The following is a 20,531-nucleotide window of genomic DNA, read 5'->3' on the forward strand; positions in this document are numbered from 1 at the left end:
GTCGCAGCTCGCCATTTCCGATGTTCACAGACTCCCACTGCCACCTCACGTTTCCCGAGTTCGCGGACCAGATGCCGCAGATCCGCGCTGCCATGGCGGCTGCGCAGGTCGAGCGGGCACTCTGCATCTGCACCAAGCTCGAGGAGTTCGACGACGTGCAGGCGCTGGCCGCCAGCTATGACAACTTCTGGGCCAGCGTGGGCGTGCACCCCGACAACGAGGACATCGCCGAGCCCACCGTCGCAGACCTGATGCGGCTCGCGGCGCGGCCCCGCGTGGTGGCCATCGGCGAAACCGGCCTCGACTATTACCAGATGGAAGAACGCAAGGGCGGGCGCAGCATTTCAGACATGGAGTGGCAGCGCGACCGGTTCCGCGTGCACATCCGCGCGGCCCGGCAAACGCGCAAGCCGCTGATCATCCACACGCGGGAGGCCTCGGCGGACACGCTGGCGATTCTGAAAGAGGAGGGCGAGGACGCCTCTTCCGGCGCGGCCGGCGGTGTTTTCCATTGCTTCACCGAAACCGCCGAGGTGGCGCGTGCCGCGCTCGACCTGGGTTTCTACATTTCGTTTTCCGGCATCCTGACCTTCAAGAAGGCCCAGGACCTGCGCGACGTGGCCGCTTTCGTGCCGCTGGACCGCATGCTGATCGAGACCGACAGCCCCTACCTGGCGCCCGTGCCGTACCGCGGCAAGACCAACAATCCGTCGTACGTGCCTTTCGTGGCGCAACAGATCGCCGAGCTCAGGAAGATGCCCGTCGAAGCCATAGCCAAGGCCACGAGCGACAACTTCGAAAACTTGTTCAGGGACGTCAAATCATGAAAAATTACTTTAAAAAATCGATCTATCTACTTGTCGTTGCTGCATCTTTTGCGGCACATGCGGGTTCGTTCGAAGACTTCTTCCGGGCCGTGCGCGGCGACAACGGCAGCGGTGTGCGCACCCTGCTGCAGCGCGGTTTCGACCCCAACACGCTCGACGAGCATGGCCAGACCGGCCTGATGATCGCGCTGCGCGAGCCGTCGCCCAAGGTCATCCAGGTGCTGGTCGAGTCGCCGCAGACCAATGTGGACCTGCCCAACGCCAAGGGCGAAACGCCGCTGATGCTGGCTGCCATCAAGGGCCAGCAGGACTTGGTCACGCAGTTGCTCAAGCGCGATGCGGCAGTCAACAAGACCGGCTGGACGCCGCTGCATTACGCGGCCACCAGTGGGCAACTGACCATCATGAAAGTGCTGCTCGACAACTACGCCTTCATCGACGCGCAATCGCCCAACGGCACCACGCCGCTGATGATGGCCGCGATGTACGGATCGGGCGAAGCCGTGAAGCTGCTGCTGGCCGAGGGTGCGGACACCACGATGAAGAACCAGTTGGGCATGACGGCAGTCGATTTCGCGAACAAGGCGGGCCGTGCAGAAGCTGCGTCGTTGATCACGGCGGCGGCCACGGCAAGGGCCAATGCGCCCAAGGCGGTGCCGAAGGATGGGAAGTGGTGAGGTCTGGGGGATCTTCTGAGCTCCCATGTAATGCACACAATGTGCATTATGTTAAATAACGGACGAGTAGAGTTGGCGCGATAAGCCAACCAGCCCTCCACCCTGGAAGGCTGTGGATCCCTACGGAATGCTCCTCGCGACCACCCCCAGGTCGCGCCAGGCCTCCGGATGGCAACTGAGGATCAGGATCTGGTGCCGCGTTGCCGCGTCGTACAGCACGCGCTTCATCTGTCCGAGCCGCTCTTCATCGGTGTGCACCAGGGCATCGTCAAGGATCAGCAAGGTCGGCTTGTGCGCCTCCTTCAACAAGTCCGCATAGGCCAGCCGCGCCACGACGCCCATCTGTTCACGCGCACCCACGCTGAGTTCTTCGAACGCGCCGCTTTGCACGCCGCGCACGCCTTGCCGTGTGATGCGACCTGGTGACAGGTCGTCGCCGACTTCGACCTGCGCACCGGGGAAAAGAATCTGCAAGTAGTGGTCGAGGTGCTTCTGCAACGGTGCCCGCAGCCGACGCGCCAGTGCCGAGCGCTTGTCGCGCAACAGCTTCAGCAGGTGGTCGAGCGCCCTGGCGTGGCGCCCGAGCTCGGTACAGCGCCGCGTGGCGTGCTCTAGTTCGCGCTGCTTTTCGGACGCGATCTCTTCCTGGCCCAGCGCGCCTTTCGTTGCGAGTTCGACCTCGAGCCGCATGATCTCGTTGGCCCTGGCGCTGTGCGCCGATTCGGCCTGCCTGACGCTGCGCTCCAGCCGTTCCACGTCCTGAGCCAGCACCGGCAGGTTGACCGTCTGCAACTGCAGGGCGAGTTCAGCGGCCTTCTGCTCGATGGCCGATTGCTGCGCGAGCGCATCGGTCAAGGCCTCGCCGGCTTCGCGCTTGCGGCCGGCGCGCATCGGGTCGGCCAGCGTCGTTCGCACTGCCGCGAGTTCGTCCTCGGCAGCCTTGACCTGTTCGCGCGCATGGCCCGCCTGCACCTTGGCCGCGTTGAGCGCCGAAGAGGCCGCTTCCAGTGCGGTGCGGGCGGCGCCCTCCTCCGATTCGGCCTGGGCGGCCGACGGCACCGGCGCGTCAGGCGCGGGGGGCATCGCCCGCAGAACCTCCTTTGCCTCGGCCAGACGGGCCTCGCGCAGCGCGACATCGGCGGCAAGCGCGCCCAGACCCTGGGGCGCCAGCGCCGACAGCACCGCCTCCGCCGCATGTGCTTCGCCCTTTCGCAAGGCATGCAGCCGCACGCGTTCCTCGACGGCGGCCACGCTGTCCGCGCGCAGGGCCTGCAACTGCGCGGCCAGTTCGTCGCGGGCCCGGTCACGTTCGACGCCCAGGCTGTCCAGGTCGGTGCCTCCCGGCAGCACCGTGATGCGCCCGATGCCTTCGATGTCGATCTCGGTTCGCGCGATGACGGTCTGGCGCGCCGAACCCGTCACGTCGACGCCGCCCACCCGAACCCGGGCGCCGGGCTGCAGATCGAACGCCAGTGCGGTCGACACCGCATCGAGCCGGGCCTGCGCCGTGCGCAGCAGGTCCGCGCTGCGGTGCAGGCGCTTCAGCTCGCCGTCGGGCACGGCCAGTGCGTGTGCGTCGGCCTGCAGGCGGGTGACTTTCTCCTGCTCGCCCTTGGCCTTGTCGAGGCTGTTCGCCAGCGCAGCGAGCTGCTCGGCCAGGCTGTCGACCGTCTTTTCCTGTGCGATCCGCGAGGCGGCCTGTCGCGCCAGCCGCAAGGTGTGGCGTGCGCCGACATCCACCTGCGCCGCGGCCGCATGGCGCGGCTCCCAGGCCGTGAGCTCGCCGAGCGCCTTCTCCAGGCCTTCCTTCACGGCCTGCAGGTTCTTTTCGCGCTGGCCGACGGTGGCTTCCTCGCGTTCCATCGCCTGCAGTTGCGTGCGCCACGAGCCCACCTGCGCCACGATCGGCTTGAGCGCCGCGTCCTGCGCGGCCTTGCGCTCGGCCAGGCCCTTGCCGTCGTTCAGCCGCTGCTGTGCCACGGCAAGCTGCTCGCGCAGCGCCACCCAGGGCCGCGCCGCGTCGTCGCGTTGATGCTCGCGGCGCAGGCCCGACAGCCGATCGACATCCGCGCGATAGGCGTCGATCTCGGCATGCAGCATGGCCAGCTCGGACTCGAGCTCCGTGCGCAGCTTGAGCGCATCCGCGAAGGCGCCGCGCGGCGCGCCGCCGGCGGGCGTGAGCAGCTCGTTTCGCTCGGTCTCCACGGCTTTCAGCACGGCGTCGCCGTGGCTGGAGGCCAGTTCGCCCAGCGACTCGCCGAGCGCGTTGCGAAGGTGGTCGCTGGCAAAGCCGACGGCGTTCGAAATGTCGTGCGAAGTGCCCTGCCTGATCCACAGCAGCCCCGGAATGCCCATGTGCTCCGGCGTGCTGGCGCCCTTGCCCGGAAAACGAAAGCCGAGCAGCGCCGCCAGGTGGTCTTCCGCCACGGCGCCGTCCATCGCCTTGCCGTCGATGACGAGCTCGCAGCGCTTCTTGCCGAGGAAAGCCTTGGTGAGCCTGCAGGGCTTGCCGTCGAGTTCGAAGTCGAGCGCCACAGTGGGCGTCGCCGAGCTTTCGCCCCAGGGCCTCAGGTGCTCCACCGCGCTGGACCGGTGGCGCTCGAAGAACGCGGCGCGTATCGCCTCGGCGATGGTCGACTTGCCCGATTCGTTGGGCGCCGTGAACAGGTTGAGCCCGTCCGTGAAACCGTCGATCTCCAACGGTGCGCGAAACAGCTTGAAGTTCTCGATGCGAAGGCGTTGCAGCTTCATGCGCCCGCCCCCGTGCGTGCACCCTGCGCGTCGAGGATGCGCGCCAGCGTGAGCAAGGCATCGCGGGCCAGCTCTGCTTGTGTGTCGCCTTGCTGCGTGCGCAGTTCCTGCAGCGCTTCACCGACGAAACCGTCGGCGTGGAGCGACTGGATGTCTTCTTCCGTCGGCTCCAGCCGCAGCGCCTCGCCGTCCCACACCAGCGCGCGGGCGCGGGCACGGGCGGCATCGAGCGCGGCGACCAACCTGGCATGTCCGCCCAGGTCGCAGGTGCCCTGCACACGCAGCTGAAGCACGTCGCCGCTGTCGACCGAGGCCAGCTTTTCCACCAGTTCGTCGATGTCGGACGCCACCGTGAGCCGCGGCTCCAGCTGCTGCCAGCCGAACTGGCCTGTGCGGATGGTTTCGACCTCCGGCACCGCCCCGACGCCCGCAATCGACACCCGCAGCGCCTGCCCCGAATCGTTGGCCCGGAAACGGTCGGTCTCGGGCGTGCCCGCATACCAGGTGCGCTCGTCGATCTGCCGCGTGCCGTGCCAGTCGCCCAGCGCCAGGTAGTCCAGACCGGCCTCCCCTGCCCGCCCCGCGGCAATCGGGTTGGCCGAGTCGATGTCCTCGGACAGGATGCCTTGCACGCAACCGTGCGCCAGCCCGATGCGCGGCAACCCGGCCTCGCTGGGGGCGGCGGCAAACCAGTCGGTGAGGTCGCCGTAGGTGTGGCGCTGCGTGAGCGGCGCGGGCAGCAGAACGAACTTGCCGGCCACCGTGTGCGGCCTCGGCTCGAGGCAGCACACCGCGTTAGGCGGTATCGCGCCCAGGCGCTCTGCACGGCGCCAGACCGATTCGCTGAGCGCCGAGTCGTGGTTGCCCGGAATCAGCAGCCACGGCCCGCTGAAGCCCTGCATGGCATTGAACATGCGCCGGATGGTCTTGTCGGACACGGTCTGCAGGTCGAACACGTCGCCCGCGACCAGCACGGCGTCGACCTTGCGTTCGGCCGCGATGCCGGCCAGCCGCTCGACCACCTTGAAGCGCGCCTCGAACAGCGCCGCGGCGTCGTCGGGCTCGAACTGCGAGAACACGCGGCCGATCTGCCAGTCCGCGGTGTGGAGCAAAGAAATCATGCGTGGCCCTCCCTTTGCCTCTCGCGTCTTCCCAAAACAGCGAGCATCTTAGAGGGCCGCAGGCCATCACCCCGAGGCGCCCGCCGGCAAGGCGGGGCGCCGGTCTGTCAGACGCGCGGCGAAGCCCCCGACGCGCACGCTTCCACGAGCGCGGCCGACTGCGTGACCTGCTCGGCGATCTGGTCCCTCATCGGCTGCCAGCTGCGGCTGAAAGGGGCGAGCAAGAACCATTGGGTCGTCAGCGCCAGGCCGACGCCGCCAATGACAAACATCCAGTGCGTGAGTTCCATGTAGGCCCTTTCCGACAGACAGAGGGCGAGAGTCTGCGCATTTCGCCGCCCTTGCGATATCACCAATTCGGGGGATACCTTTCGTCAGATGCGCCGGTGCCCCGACGTTCAGCGGGCCGTCAGGTATTGCCGTGGATCGACCGCGTTGCCGCGGTAGCGGATCTCGAAGTGCAGCTTGCTCGTGCCGCCGTCTCCACCGCCGATGTCCGCGATCTTCTGGCCCCGCTCGACGCGCTGCCCCTGCTTGACCATCACCGTGCGCAGGTTGGTATAGACCGACATGTACGAGCCACCGTGGTCGACCATGACCACGCTGCCATAGCCGCGCAGCATTTCCGTCACCGCGACCTTGCCCGCTCCGATCGACACCACCGCTTCGCCGGGGCTGGCTGCGATGTCGATGCCTTTGTTGCTCGAGCCGTTGAAGCCCGCGATCACCTGTCCCGGCGCGGGCCAGCCCCAGTCGCTGCGGCGGGACGCGGGCGGCGCGCCGGGTTCGGGCTCCCTGGCTTCCCGGGTCCGGGGCGGCTTGGCACGGTCGCTGCCGGCGCCTCTTGCAGGCGGGGACGCATCGGACGACGCGCCCGCCGGCGCGCCGCCGGGCGGAACCACGCGCAGCACCTGCCCTGCCTCGAGCTTGTCGGGGTCCTGCAGGTTGCTCCAGCGCGCGATGTCGCCGGCCGAGCGACCGGTTTTCGATGCGATGCGATACAGCGTGTCGCCTGGCTGCACCACGTACTCGCCGGGGCCCGCGACGGGCATCCTGGGGGATGTGGAGCACGCGGCCAGCATCAACGCCGCCATCAGCGCGATGCCTGCACGCCGGCGCCCGCCTGTCCCGCCGTTCCCGCCTGTTCGTTCCGTACTTGAATTGCTCGTGTCTGGAATGTTTGTCCCTGCTGTCACAACCACTGCTGGAGTCCTTCCTGGATGCCTGGAGAGCGCGCCCCGTTGTCCGGGGGGCGCATTCGAAGAATCCGGGGAGGCTACCAGCAGTCGCGGGCCGTCAGTCGGTCACCCCATGGCGGAGGCGTGGGCCGCCTTGTCCGCGGCCCTCTTGCGCGCAATGCACATCAGCGACAGCGCGCTCGCCGACGCGCCCGGATCGCGGCCCGACAGCGCATTGCCCACGCGGTACTTCCAGTGCGCGGGGCCGACCTGGCCCCGGAGCGCATCGGCGCCGATCTGGTGGTTGTGCGGATGCACGCTGACCTGAAAGCCCAGCGGCTCCAGCGTCGACTTGAAGAACTCCCGCGTCACGCCGTCGCCGGGCCGGTGATGCACTTCGGTCTTCAGTCCCCATGACTGCTGGCTGCCGGTCTTGTGAAAGCCGTGCCGCGTCACGCGGTAGATCCACAGCCGCGCGTCCCACATGAACTTGGCCAGCCCCTTGTAGTCCCAGGCGGTCAGTTGCGGGTCGTGATCGGTGATGAGCAGCCCGCCGGGCTTGACCAGTCGCGCGCCCTCCCGCAGCACCGCGTCCATGTCGTCGCAATGATGCAGCGAGGCATTGATGGCCACGATGTCCGCCACCCCCGAGCGAAACGGCGTGTGCGCCGCATCGGCCAGCACCGCTGTGTAGCCCAGACGCGAGGCCAGTTCGAGCGAACCCGCGGCCACGTCCACCCCGATCAGCAATCCGGGCTTGCCGCCCAGCGTGGCAAATACGTTGCCGGGGCCGCATCCCAGGTCGATCACCGTCTTGTCCGTCCAGTCGCCGCCGGCCGCCAGCCAGCGGCTTCTGAAGTGCTCGTCCCGATGACAAAAGTCCAGGTATTCCTGGGCCCATCCCAAATTGCCGAAATAAGTCGCATTGGCCGCCAATGCTTCTGACTTATTCGCAATATCAGATTCGAAATAGAGATTGCGACGGTTGAGAACTACGTCGGGTAATAGGATGTCGTTGAGCATCGTGTACTTTCAATTGGATTGATTTTTGATCGACACCGCCCTTCCTGAAGTCTTTGCCGTTTTTTCGGCTTGTACAGCTGTTTTTTATCTGGTTACAGACTCGCCAATTTGATAACAGCCCATTCGAGGGCGATGTTTCATTTTCTTGGCACCACACCCGTGCGTTCCACGCATGACTCCCAGCGAAACGCGCGCACCAATCCCGTTATGTATGCAAACCATCGGGTAAGCCCGGCTTTCGCCTTTTTGCCCCGTGCGTCTGCCTATGAGTACCCCGCCTCGGACTGTCCTTTCGGCGCCTCGGAGCGACCGGAGTGATTGCTCTCTTTCTCCAAAACACGCATCAGTTACCTTGTTCGGGACAGTTCGGGTAGTACGTTTCAGAAATAACCTTGTCTGAATGTAACGTAGACCTTAAGACCTCACATTGACCCCTTCAAAGCTCCTAGGATCGCATCAAGAAAAACGAGCAGATCAATTTCAGAAGGCCAATTGAGTGGGCGATGTCTTCGCACATTTTATTAATTCCATCGTATTTTTTCCGCGGGTAATTACATGGAAATTCAAACTGTTTCGACGGCGCACCGCGCAGCACCCGACCTGCTTCTGGGCGAGTTGTTCGTGCCGCGCGTCCGTGCAGGCACCGCCGATGCGCCGGATGCACGCCACGCCGCCTCGCTCACGCTCGAACTCCCGCCCGCCGCCGATCTGCTGCCCGACACCCTCTTCGCCGGCGCCTGGCTGCTGCTGCAGGCGCGCTGGCTCGGAAGCCTCTGGCCCGTGCTGCACGAGGCTGGCAGCGCGCACCGGGGGGCGATCACCGTCGCCTATGACGCCACGCGCGCGGCCGGCGACTGGCTGAGCGAACTGGACACCGCACGCCGCGCCGCCGCCGATTCGACCCCGGCTCCCGGCCAACCCCACGCGCTCTGGCTGCGCGACGACCTCGGCACTGCATATACAAGTGCCACAAGTGCCGATGCGGTGCTGCGTCTGCGCTTGGACGCCGCACGGGCCTGCCTTCACGTCGATGCAGCGGCCAGCCTGATGGACGCCGACGCACTCGCCCCCTTGCTCGCCGCCCTGGCCGACACCGCCGCCGACCTGCAGGCGCGCCCCGACGCCGCCCTCGGCGACATCCGCACGCTGCCGCGCGCCGACAGCACCGACCAGCTGGCCACGTGGAACACCGCCGTCTCGCCGCTGGACCGCTCGCTCACGGTCACCGGCATGTTCAGCCTGCAGGCCAAGGCCGCGCCGCACGCCGTGGCCCTCGCGGAAGGCGACATGCGGATGAGCTATGCCGAACTGGACGCCCGCTCCGACGAGCTCGCCCACCGCCTGCAGCGCCTGGGCGTGCGCAGCGGCGACGCCGTGGGGCTGCTGCTCGACCGTTCGATGGCAGCCATCGTCGCGCTGCTCGGCATCCTCAAAGCGGGCGCCGCCTATGTGCCGGTGCCGACCGATTTCCCGGCCGAACGCATCGCCTACATGCTGGGCGAGGCGCGTGCGCACCACGTGCTGACCACGCAGGCGCACCACCACCTCGTGCCGGCGGAGCGGGGCGAACACGCCGTTCTGCTGCTCGACGAACATGCCAACAAGGCAGAACGCAGTTCTTGGAATTTCCCGGCGATCGACGGCGAGTCGGTGGCCTACGTCATGTACACCTCGGGCTCCACGGGCACGCCCAAGGGCATCGAGATCTGCCACCGCGCCATCCTGCGGCTGGTGATCGGCGTGGACTACGTCGAGCTCGCCCCGGGCCGCGCCGTGCTGCATGCCGCACCGCTGGGCTTCGACGCCGCCACGCTCGAGATCTGGGGCCCGCTGCTCAACGGCGGCTGCTGCGTGATCCACGAAGAGCGCGTGCCCACCGGCGCCGGCCTGGCGCGCAGCATCGCGCGCCACGACGTGCACACCGCCTGGCTCACGGCGGCGCTCTTCAATGCCGTGGTCGACGACGACCCGGCCCACCTGGCCGGCCTGCGCCACCTGTTCACCGGCGGCGAAGCGCTCTCGGTGGCGCACGTGCGCCGCGCACAGGCCGCGTTGCCGGCCCTCGCGCTCAGCAACGGCTACGGCCCCACCGAGTGCACCACCTTCGCGGCCACGCACCGCATCCCCTCTGCCCTGCCCGACGACCTGCGCTCCGTGCCGCTGGGCCGGCCCATCAAGGACACCGTGCTGCGCGTGCTCAGCCCGTCGATGGCGCTGCTGCCGACCGGTTTCGTGGGCGAGCTCTGCATCGGCGGGCACGGCCTGGCGCGCGGCTACCTGCGGCAGCCACGGCTCAGCGCCGAACGCTTCGTGTCCGACCCCTTCGGCGGCCCGGACGACCGCCTCTACCGGACGGGCGACCTCGCGCGCTGGCTGGCCGACGGCACCCTCGAGTTCATCGGCCGGCGCGACGGCCAGGTCAAGATCCACGGCCACCGCATCGAGACCGGCGAAGTCGAGGCGGCCGTCCTGGCGCACCCGGGCGTCCAGTCCTGCGCCGTGGTCGCGCAGCCCGACGCCGGCGGCCAGCTGCGCCTGGTCGCTTACCTCGTCGCCCGCACGCAGAAGGTGTCGTGGGACGCCCTGCGCACGCACCTGGCCACGCGCCTGCCTGCGGCGCTCGTGCCGACCGCGCAGGTCTGGCTCGCGCAACTGCCCGTCACGCCCAACGGCAAGCTCGACCGCAAGGCCCTGCCCGAACCGGCCGCCGAACGCCCCGACCTCGCCCAGCCGTTCGAGGAAGCGCACGACGCCGTCGAACAGCAGGTATGCGACGCCTTCGCGCGGGCGCTTGGCATCGACAGAGTCGGGCGCAACGACAACTTCTTCGACCTCGGCGGCGATTCGCTGCGGGTGCTGCAGGTGCTGGGCGACCTGCAGCGCGACACCGGCCTGGGGCTGTCGAGCAATCTTTTCTTCCGCAATCCCACGCCAAAAGCAATGGGGGCGCGGATGCAGCCGGCGGGCGACGAGCCCGCCACGGCCGCTGCGGCGGGGTCCCAAGCACGACCGACCGCAGCGGCCCCTTTTTCGGCAGCGGCGACACGCCCGGCCACCGGCCTCGATGACGCCGTCGCGCTGATCGGCACCGCCGGCCGCTTCCCCGGCGCGGCCGATGTGGAGCAGTTCTGGGCCAACCTGGTCGCCGGCCGCGACACCATCAGCTTCTTCGACGACGCCACGCTCGACGCAGGCATCAGCCAGGCGCTGCGCAGCGACCCTTCGTATGTGCGCGCACGCGGCGTGATCGACGGCATCGAGGACTTCGACGCCGCCTTCTTCGGCATCAGCCCCAAAGAAGCGCAGCTGATGGACCCGCAGCAGCGCGTGTTCCTGGAGATCTGCTGGGAATGCATCGAGCGCGCCGGCTACGTGCCCGACGCGGCACCCGGCCCGGTCGGCGTGTACGCCGGCATGTACAACGCCACCTACTTCCAGCGCCACGTGAGCACACGGCCCGACCTGGTGGAGCCCGTGGGCGAGTTCCAGGTGATGCTGGCCAACGAGAAGGACTACATCACCACGCGCGTGGCCAACCGGCTCAACCTGACCGGTCCGGCCGTCAGCGTGCACACCGCCTGCTCGACCTCGCTTGTGGCCGTGGCCCAGGCCTTCCATGCGCTGCGCACGGGCCAGTGCTACATGGCGCTGGCCGGCGGCGCCTCGGTCACCTGCCCGCCGCGCAGCGGCTACTTGTACAACGAGGGCTCGATGCTCTCGCCCGACGGCCACACGCGCAGCTTCGACGCGCAGGCGCAGGGCACCGTGTTCAGCGACGGCGCGGCCGTGGTGCTGCTCAAGCGCCTGGCCGACGCGCAGGCCGACGGCGACACCATCTACGCCGTGCTGCGCAGCGCCGCGGTGAACAACGACGGCGGCGCCAAGGCCAGCTTCACCGCTCCCAGCGTCGACGGCCAGGCCGCGGTGATCCGCGCCGCGCTGGCCGCGGCCGACATCGACGCGCGCAGCATCTCGTACGTGGAGGCGCACGGCACCGCCACGCCGATGGGCGACCCCATCGAGGTCGAGGCCCTGGCCGTGGCCTACGCCGAGCACACCGACGCGCTCGACTTCTGCACCCTCGGCTCGCTCAAGAGCAATGTCGGCCACATGGTGACCGCCGCCGGTGCGGCCGGGCTCATCAAGACCGCGCTGGCGCTGCACCACGAAGTGCTGCCGCCGACCGCGCACTTCACTGCGCCGAACCCGGTGATCGACTTCGCCCGCACGCCGTTTCGCGTGAGCAACCAGCTGCAGCCCTGGCCGCGGGCCGACCTGCCGCGCCGCGCGGGCGTCAGTTCGTTCGGCGTGGGTGGCACCAACGCCCACGTCATCGTCGAGGAGGCACCGCCGCGCGCGGCCTCCCCCGCAGCCGTCGGCGACCAGCTGCTGTCGCTGTCGGCCCGCTCCGAGGCCGCACTCGCCGTGGCCACGGAGCAGCTCGCCGCGCACCTCGAAGCCGAGGCCGGCCTGCCGCTGGCCGACGTGGCCTACACGCTGGCCGTCGGCCGCAAGGCGCACGCATTCCGCCGTGTGGTCGTGGCCGGCGACACGGCCGCCGCCGTCGCGGCCCTGCGCACGGCCGATTCACCGTGGCGCGCCAGCGGCCGCACCGCCTCGCGCGCGCCGCAGCTGGTGCTGATGTTCCCCGGCCAGGGCGCGCAGTACGCCGGCATGGGCCGGCAGCTGCATGCGGGCGACCCGGTGTTCGCCGCCGCCTTCGACGACTGCATGAACGCCTTCGAAGGCGCGGTCGACTTCGACCTGCGTGCGCGCATGTTCTCGGACGATGCTCAATCGCTGGCACCCACCGCCGCCACGCAGCCCGCCATCTTCGCGCTCGAATACGCGCTGGCCCGTCGCGTGCTGTCGCTGGGCGCACGGCCGCAGGCGCTCATCGGCCACAGCGTGGGCGAGTTCGTCGCGGCGGTGCTCGCCGGCGTGATGCGCCTCGAAGACGCCGCGCAACTCGTGGCCCGGCGCGGTGCGCTCATGCAGGCCCAGCCGCCCGGCGCGATGCTGTCGGTGCGCCTGGGCGCGGCCGAACTGCAGGGCCGGCTCGGCCCGCAGCTGTCGCTCGCCGCGGAGAACGGCCCCACCGCCTGCGTGGCCGCGGGCCCCTTCGACGCCATCGCGGCGCTGCAGGCAGCGCTGGAAGCCGATGGCATTGCGTGCCGCGCGCTGCAGACCTCGCACGCCTTCCACTCCGCCATGATGGACGCGGCCGTCGCGCCCTTCGAGGCGCTGGTGAACGGCGTGGCGCTGCATGCGCCGCACACGCCGATCTACTCGACCATGACCGGCCGCCTGCTCGAGGCTGCGGAGGCCACCAGAGCCAGCTACTGGGCGCAGCACCTGCGCGGGACGGTGCATTTCTCGCCGGCGGTGCGCAGCGCCATGGCGCAGCTGGCGAACCCGCTCTTCGTGGAAGCCGGCCCGCGCAACATGCTCGGCACGCTGGTGCGCCAGCACGGCGCCAGCGGCGTCGTGTCGTTGCTGCACGGCGAGCCGGCCGACGAGGCCCGCACCCTGCACTTGGCCCTTGGGCGCCTGTGGACCTGCGGCGCCGACGTCGAGCTGTCGCGCCTGTGCGCACGCGCCGGCGCACAACGCGTTCGCCTGCCCACCACGCCGTTCGAGCGCAAGCGCTTCTGGGTCGACATCGCTGCCGTCCCGGCCACCGGGACGCTTTCTACCGCGAGCGCGCCTGCCGCCGCCGCGCCTCCCGTTCCTGCTTTTTCCATTCAAACCATTCCATCGGAGCCGATCGTGACTGCTACGCCTTCGCCACTTTCTTCTGCCGCCTCGTCCGTGGATGCGCGCCTGCGCACGCTGTTCGAAGACATCTCCGGCCTCGACATGGCGCAGGCCGAAGGGCATGCGCCCTTCGGCGAGCTGGGACTGGATTCGCTCACGCTGACCCAGGCCGCCACGCAGATCAAGAAGCACTTCAAGGTCAACCTCAGCTTTCGCCAGTTGATGGAGACCTACCGCAGCTTCGACACGCTCGCCGCCTTCCTGCGCGCAAGCCTGCCGCCTGAAGCACCGGCACCGGTCGCTGCGGTGCCGTCACCGGTCGCCGCGCCTTCGGCCGCGCAGGTGCAGCAGGCAGCCCCGCCGCAGCCGATGGCCGTGCCGGTCTACATGCCGATGCAAGCCGGCGTTTCCGCGGGTGGTCCGTTGAACCAGTTGATTTCGCAGCAAATGGAATTGATGCGCCAGCAGCTCGCACTGTTGTCGGGTGCGCCACAAGCCGCGCCGGTGATGACGCTGCAGCCCGCGCTGCCCGAGCCTGCAGCCCAGCCGTCGGCCTCCGAGCCCGTGGCCCCCGCCGCTCCGGTTGCCGCCGATGACGACGGCCAGTCCAAGGCGCCGGTGCGCTACGACGTGAAGAAAGCCTTCGGCGCCATCGCCCGCATCCACACGCAGCGCACCAGCGAGCCCAGCGGCCGCCAGAAGGCGCGCCTGGCGGCCTTCATGCGCCGCTACGTGGAACGCACACAAAAGAGCAAGCAGTTCACCGAAACCCATCGTGCGCACATGGCCGACCCGCGCGTGGTCAACGGCTTCAGGCCGGTGACCAAGGAGATCACCTACCAGATCGTCGTCGACCGCTCCAAGGGTTCGAAGATGTGGGACATCGACGGCAACGAGTACGTCGACGTGCTCAACGGCTTCGGCATGAACATGTTCGGCTGGCAGCCCGACTTCGTGCAGGAGGCCGTGCGCAAGCAGCTCGACGCCGGCTACGAGATCGGCCCGCAGCACCCGCTGGCGGCCGAAGTCACGGCACTGATCTGCGAGCTCACCGGCAGCGAGCGCGCCGGCCTGTGCAACACCGGCTCCGAAGCCGTGATGGCCGCGCTGCGCATCGCGCGCACCGTCACCGGCCGCAGCACGGTGGTGGTGTTCACCGGCTCGTACCACGGCACCTTCGACGAGGTGCTGGTGCGCGCCGGCAAGGCCGGCAAGGGCCTGTCGGCCGCGCCGGGCGTGATGAGCGGCATGTTCGGCGACATCCGCGTGCTCGACTACGGCACGCCCGAGGCGCTGGCCTTCATCCGCGAGAACGCCGACGACCTGGCCGCCGTGCTGGCCGAGCCGGTGCAGAGCCGCCGGCCCGACTTCCAGCCGCGCGAGTTTCTGCACGAGGTGCGCGCCATCACCGAACAGCACGGCTGCGCGCTCATCTTCGACGAGGTCATCACAGGCTTTCGCGTGGGCTTGGGCGGGGCGCAGGAGCTGTTCGGCGTGCGCGCCGACCTGGCCACCTACGGCAAGGTCATCGGCGGCGGCTTTCCGGTCGGCGTGATCGCCGGCAAGCGCGCGTTCATGGACGCACTCGACGGCGGCCCCTGGCAATACGGCGACGACTCCATTCCCGGCGTGGGCGTGACCTACTTCGCCGGCACCTTCGTGCGCCACCCGCTGGCGCTGGCCGCGGCCAAGGCCTCGCTCACGCACCTCAAGGAGGCCGGCCCGGCGCTGCAGGCCGGCCTGAACACCACCACCGCGGCCATGGCCGCAGAACTTTCGGGCTGGTGCAAGGAGGTGGGCGCACCCATCGAGATCCGCCACTTCGCGTCGCTGTGGCGCGTGAGCTGGCTCGAGGACCACCCGCTGCAGGACCTGCTGTTCGCCATGATGCGCAGCCGCGGCGTGCACATCCTGGACAACTTTCCGTGCTTCCTCACGAGCGCGCACACCGCACAGGACATCGTCTTCATCCAGCGCGCCTTCAAGGAGTCGGTGGACGAAATGCAGGAGTCGGGCTTCCTGCCGCGCCGCGCCGCCGTGCTCACCGGCTTCGACAGCCGCAAGCCCGCCGAAGAAGGCTCCGTGCTGGGCCGCGACGTCGACGGCCAGCCCTTCTGGTACGTGCCCGACACCGCCTCTTCCTCCTCGCCCTCCCCCACTCACCACTTCCTCAACGGAAAGGCCGCAGCATGAACGCCGTCCTCAAACCCGCCGCTGCAGGCAGCGCCATCGAATGCATCGTTGCGACGACCGAGTCGCAGCGCGAGGTGTGGCTGGGCGCCACGCTGAGCACCGAGGCGTCGATGGCCTACAACGAATCGGTGCTGCTGCGCCTGCGCGGCCCGCTCGAGCGCGCAGCGCTGTCGCGCGCCATGACGCTGCTGGTCGCGCGCCACCAGTCGCTGCGCGCCACCATCTCGCCGGACGGCACCTTCATGCTGGTGAGCCAGCCCGGCGAAGAGCCGCTGCTGCATGAAGACCTGAGCGGCCTCGAACCCGAAGCCCGCGAGCGCGCCCTGCGCGCGGCCCACGCCGCAGCGGTGTGCACGCCCTTCTCGCTGGAACACGGCCCGCTGTTTCGCGCCGTGCTGTTCCAGCTGGGCGACACCGAGCATGAGCTGGTCATGTCGGCGCACCATGTGGTGTGCGACGGCTGGTCGTGGTCGGTCATCACCGAGCAGCTGGGCCACCTGTATGCGCAGGAGACCGGCGTCGGCCTGAAGCTCAAGGCCGCGCCGCTGTTCGCGGATTTCGCGGCCGAGGAAAGCGCCGAGGCGACGCAGCCTGCCATGCAGGCGCATGTGGACTACTGGCTGGAGCGCTTCTCGGGCAGTTCGCTGCCGGTGCTGGAGCTGCCGCTGGACCATCCGCGCCCGGCCACGCGCACCTTCAATTCGCGCCGCGCCGAGCGCCTGCTCGACCGCCGCCTGGTCGCCGCCCTGCGCACCACCAGCACGCGGGCCGGCGTCAGCCTGTTCACCGGCCTGCTCAGCGGCTTCGTGGCCACGCTGCACCGCCTCACGGGGCAGGACGACATCGTGGTCGGCATTCCGGCCTCGGGCCAGCTCGCGCACGACATGCCCGGCCTGGTCGGCCATTGCGTGAACCTGCTGCCGCTGCGCCTGGCCGCGCCGGCCGACCTGCGCTTCGACGCGCTGATGGAGGAATGCAGCACCGCCGTGCTCGACGCCTTCGACCACCAGGCGCTCACCTACGGTGCGCTGCTGGGCGAGCTGTCGCTGCAGCGCGATGCGAGCCGGCTGCCGCTGGTGAGCGTGGCCTTCAACGTCGATCCCGACGTGGCCGCCAGCGCGCAGTCGTTCCCGGGCCTGAGCGTCACGCAGGACACCATTGCGCGCCAGTACGAGAACTTCGAGATCTTCCTGAACCTGCGCCCGCTGGACGGCGGCCTGCAGATCGAGGCGCAGTACAACACCGACCTGTTCGACGACGTCAGCGTGCAGCGCTGGATGGACATGTTCGAGTGCGTGCTGCAGTCCGCCGCGCACAACCCGGGCGAGACCATCGGCCGGCTGGAGGTGCTGTCCGCCGAAGGCGCGCGTGCGCTGGTTGCGCTGCAGCCCGCGCGCGTGCCGCTGGAAGGCGCGCCGCTGGCGCATGCCGGCTTCATGGCGCGCGTGCTGCTGCAGCCCGACCACCCGGCGGTGCGCGACGGCGCGCGAAGCTGCAGCTACCGCGAGCTCGACGTGCTGTCCAACCGCCTGGCGCACGCCCTGCGCGCACGCGGCGTGCGCCGCGGCCAGCACGTGGGCCTGTGCCTGGAGCGCAGCCTGGAGATGGTCGTCGCGATGATGGGCATCCTGAAAGCCGGGGCCTCCTATGTGCCGCTGGACCCCGCCTTTCCGCAGGCGCGGCTGGACTACTACGCCGGCGATGCCAAGCTCGCCCTGCTGCTCACCTCCTCCGACATCGCCGCCGCGCCGCGCGACTGGCGTGCCGATGCGGGCGAGCGCATCTTCGAGATCGACCGCGACACCGCCTGGCGCCAGGCCAGCCCCGAGGCCCTGGCACCGAGCGCCGACGACGCGGGCCCCGAAGACGCCTCCTACGTCATCTACACCTCCGGCTCCACCGGCCTGCCCAAGGGCGTCATTGCCCACCACCGGGGCGTGGCGCACCTGCTGCAGTGGATGCAGCGGCAATCGGGCATCGGGCCCGACGACCGCATTGCCGCGGTGACCACCCTGTCCTTCGACATGGCCGTTCCCGACCTGCTGCTGCCGCTGGCCGCCGGCGCCGAGCTGGTGGTGGTGCAGCGCGAGGTCGCCATGGACGGCAACCGCCTGTCGAAGATGCTCGACGACGAGAAGATCACCCTGCTGCAAGCCACCCCCGGCATGTGGCAACTGCTGATGGATGCGCAGTGGCGCGGCGCCCCCGGCTTTCGCGGCTGGACCGGCGGCGAGGCGCTGCGCCCCAGCCTGGCGCTGGCGCTGTGCGAGCGCATGGAAGGCCTGTGGAACGGCTACGGCCCGACCGAGACCACCGTGTACTCCACGGCCTGGCGCGTGCGCCCGGAAGACATCGCGTCGCGCGGCGTGTCGATCGGCCAGCCGGTGGACAACACCGAGATCTGGATCCTCGACGCCAACCTGCAGCCCTGCCCGGTGGGCGTGCCCGGCGAAATCTGCATCGCGGGCGAAGGCGTGTCGCTGGGCTACCTCGACCGCCCCGAGCTCACCGCGGAGCGCTTCGTCACGGTGCGCGTGCTGGGCACCGCCAAGAAGATCTACCGCTCCGGCGACCGCGGCCGCTGGCGCAACGACGGGCTGCTCGACCACCTCGGGCGGCTCGACTTCCAGGTGAAGGTGCGCGGCTACCGCATCGAGCCCGGCGAGATCGAGGTGCGCTGCACCGAGGTGCCGGGCGTCTCGCGCAGCGTGGTCGTGGCCCGCGAAGACAACCCCGGCGACGTGCGCCTGGTGGCCTACCTGGCGCTGACGCCGGGCGCCAGCTTCGACCTCGACGCGCTCATGGTGCACCTGCGCAAGCACCTGCCGGCCTTCATGCTGCCGCAGCACGTGGTGACCCTCGCCGCCCTGCCCTGCCTGGCCAACGGCAAGGTGGACCGCGTCGCGCTGCCGCCGCCGCAGGCCGTGTCGCGCGGGGAGGTGCGCCGCGGCGCGGCCCCGCGCAACGACCACGAGCGCCGCGTGCTCGCCGCCATGGAGAAGGTGCTGAGCCTGCCCGGGCTGGACATGCACGACGACTTCTTCACCATGGGCGGCCACTCGCTGCTGGCCGCGCGCCTCACCACGCTGCTGAGCCGCGAGTTCCAGGTCACGCTGCCGCTGCGCTCGCTGTTCGAGGCCCCCACGGCGCAGAAGCTGGCGCTGGCGATCCAGGCCCTGCAGGGCGCGGGCGTCGGGCTGGAGGCCCCCATCGGCCTGGCCGCCGGGCGCGACAGCGCACCGATCACGCTGCAGCAGGAGCGCATCCGCTTCATGGAAGAGCTGCACCCGGGCCGCTCGGTCTACAACGCACCGTCGGCGCAGCGCCTGGTCGGCGCGCTGGACGCGCCGCGCTTCGAGGCCGCGCTGCGCGAAATGATCCAGCGCCAGCCCTCGCTGCGCACCCGCATGGGCGTCGACGCGCAGACCGGCAAGCCGCTGCAACTGATTTCGCAGTCCGTGGAATTTTCCCTGCCGCTGGTCGACCTGCGCGGCCTGCCGGCCGACCAGCGCGAGGCCGAGCTGGCCGAGCGCATGCAGGAGCTGGCCGACCGCCCCATCGACATCCACCAGGCGCCGATGGCCCACGCCACCCTGTTCCAGGTGGACGACAACGAGCACGTGTTCATGTTCGTGCCGCACCACCTGGTGTGGGACGGCTGGTCTTTCGACCTGCTGCAGAACGAGCTGTCGGCGCTGTACGACGCGGCCGAGCGCGGCCGTCCGCACAACCTGCCGGCGCTCGCCACCACCTACGGCGACTACGCCGAATGGCTTGCGACGTGGATGGACAGCCCCGCCTGCGAGGCGCAGGTCGAGTTCTGGCGCCGCCGGCTCGACGGTGCCAAGGCCGCGCGCATGCCGCGCACCGACATGCCGCGCCGCGCGGGCAAGAGCGGCCAGGGCGGCGCGCACTGGATCGCCATCGACCTGCAGACCACGCAGCGCCTGCGCGACATTGCGCGCGGCATGGACGTGACGCTCAGCATGCTGACCTTCGGCGTGTACGCGCTGACCATGGCGCGGGTGATCGGCACCGACAGCATCGTCATCGCCAACCCGGTGCGCGGCCGCCAGCAGGCCGAGACCGAAGACGTGATGGGCTTCTTCAACAACGTGCTGCCGGTGTCGCTCGCCGTCGACCTGTCGCGCCCGCTGCCCGAGTTCATGCGCTACGTGAAGCAGGAGCTGCTGTCGATGATGAACAACCAGCAGGTGCCCTTCGAGCGCCTGATGGCCGAGCCCGGCTACGCGAGCCAGATCAAGACCTCGGGCCCCTACCAGGCGATGTTCTCGTTCCAGGACGCCCGCGAGCGCGCCCGCTCCATCGGCAGCCTGCAGACCCGCCAGGTGCACGTGATGCAGCACGGCGCCACCGACGACATCGGCGTGTGGCTGATGGACAAGCCCTTCGGCCTGGAAGGCTCGCTGATCTACAACGCCGACGTGTACCTGCGCGAGACCGGCGCGCAGCTGCGCGAGCGCTACCTCGAGGTGCTGCGCCGCGTGGTGGACGACCCGCAGGCCACGCTGGCCGACCTTGCCAGCACCGAGGGCTCGACCAGCGCGGCCTACCTGCAGAAGTTGGCCGCCGTCGAGACCGACAGGACAGGCCAGAGCCCGCAGGCGCCCGCGGCCCAAGGGGCGCAACGCAAGGCCGGCATGAGCCTGCTGAGCCCCGAGCACGCGCCGCTCGCGCAGATCTGGGCCGGCGTGATCGGGATCGACGTGGACGACATCCGCGCCAGCGACAACTTCTTCGACCTGGGCGGCGACTCGCTGCTGGTGCTGCGCGCGGTGCAGCAGGGCGCGCAGATGCTGGGCCACCGCGTGGAGCCGCGGCGCTACCTGTTCGAGAACCTCGGGCAGATCGCCTCGTCGGCGCGCAGCGCGCCCGAAGGCGTGCCGTCCGACCTCGCCGAGCTGGCCTCGGGCACGGCCGCCAACGCGCAGCGCGGCGGGCTGCTCGCCCGCACCTTCGGCGGCTGGCTGCGCAAGGGCTGAG

General features: G+C 69.5%; 9 protein-coding genes. 4 read left to right on the plus strand and 5 right to left on the minus strand.

Features of this window, described 5'->3' with window-relative positions:
• The first annotated feature begins 20 nt into the window (after positions 1 to 20).
• Positions 21 to 827 carry a TatD family hydrolase gene (locus AC1DJH_RS06215; RefSeq protein ID WP_478185099.1) on the plus strand — a complete coding sequence of 269 codons (807 nt, stop codon included), beginning with the start codon at positions 21 to 23 and terminating at the stop codon, positions 825 to 827.
• Positions 824 to 1,504 carry an ankyrin repeat domain-containing protein gene (locus tag AC1DJH_RS06220; RefSeq protein WP_478185100.1) on the plus strand — a complete coding sequence of 227 codons (681 nt, stop codon included), beginning with the start codon at positions 824 to 826 and terminating at the stop codon, positions 1,502 to 1,504. Before AC1DJH_RS06215 ends, AC1DJH_RS06220 begins: the two co-directional genes overlap by 4 nt.
• Before the next feature lie 120 nt (positions 1,505 to 1,624).
• Here the strand turns inward: AC1DJH_RS06220 and AC1DJH_RS06225 are convergent, their stop codons facing one another.
• The 5 genes from AC1DJH_RS06225 to AC1DJH_RS06245 form a co-directional block, all read right to left on the minus strand.
• The gene (locus AC1DJH_RS06225; RefSeq protein WP_478185101.1) at positions 1,625 to 4,255 is read right to left on the minus strand and encodes an AAA family ATPase; all 2,631 of its coding nucleotides are present in this window, start codon (positions 4,253 to 4,255) and stop codon (positions 1,625 to 1,627) included.
• The gene (locus AC1DJH_RS06230; protein WP_478185102.1) at positions 4,252 to 5,376 is read right to left on the minus strand and encodes a metallophosphoesterase family protein; all 1,125 of its coding nucleotides are present in this window, start codon (positions 5,374 to 5,376) and stop codon (positions 4,252 to 4,254) included. Before AC1DJH_RS06230 ends, AC1DJH_RS06225 begins: the two co-directional genes overlap by 4 nt.
• Positions 5,377 to 5,483: 107 nt before the next feature.
• Positions 5,484 to 5,666 (minus strand): hypothetical protein, encoded by a 183-nt coding sequence (locus tag AC1DJH_RS06235; protein ID WP_472112017.1) that lies wholly within the window; start codon positions 5,664 to 5,666, stop codon positions 5,484 to 5,486.
• A 108-nt stretch (positions 5,667 to 5,774) separates the two neighbouring features.
• Positions 5,775 to 6,470, minus strand: a complete 696-nt coding sequence (locus AC1DJH_RS06240; RefSeq protein WP_478185103.1) for a peptidoglycan DD-metalloendopeptidase family protein — start codon at positions 6,468 to 6,470, stop codon at positions 5,775 to 5,777.
• 210 nt (positions 6,471 to 6,680) lie between these two features.
• Positions 6,681 to 7,577, minus strand: coding sequence for a class I SAM-dependent methyltransferase (locus AC1DJH_RS06245; protein ID WP_478185104.1), 897 nt, complete (start codon positions 7,575 to 7,577; stop codon positions 6,681 to 6,683).
• Positions 7,578 to 8,132: 555 nt separating this feature from the next.
• Here AC1DJH_RS06245 and AC1DJH_RS06250 point away from each other — a divergent pair.
• Positions 8,133 to 15,527: an amino acid adenylation domain-containing protein gene (locus AC1DJH_RS06250; RefSeq protein WP_478185105.1), complete on the plus strand. Its 7,395-nt coding sequence runs from the start codon at positions 8,133 to 8,135 to the stop codon at positions 15,525 to 15,527.
• The gene (locus AC1DJH_RS06255; protein WP_478185106.1) at positions 15,524 to 20,530 is read left to right on the plus strand and encodes an amino acid adenylation domain-containing protein; all 5,007 of its coding nucleotides are present in this window, start codon (positions 15,524 to 15,526) and stop codon (positions 20,528 to 20,530) included. The genes AC1DJH_RS06250 and AC1DJH_RS06255 overlap by 4 nt, the downstream gene beginning before the upstream one ends.
• The last annotated feature ends 1 nt before the right edge of the window (position 20,531 follow it).

The sequence above is a fragment of the Variovorax sp. 10N412 genome, assembly GCF_056394985.1.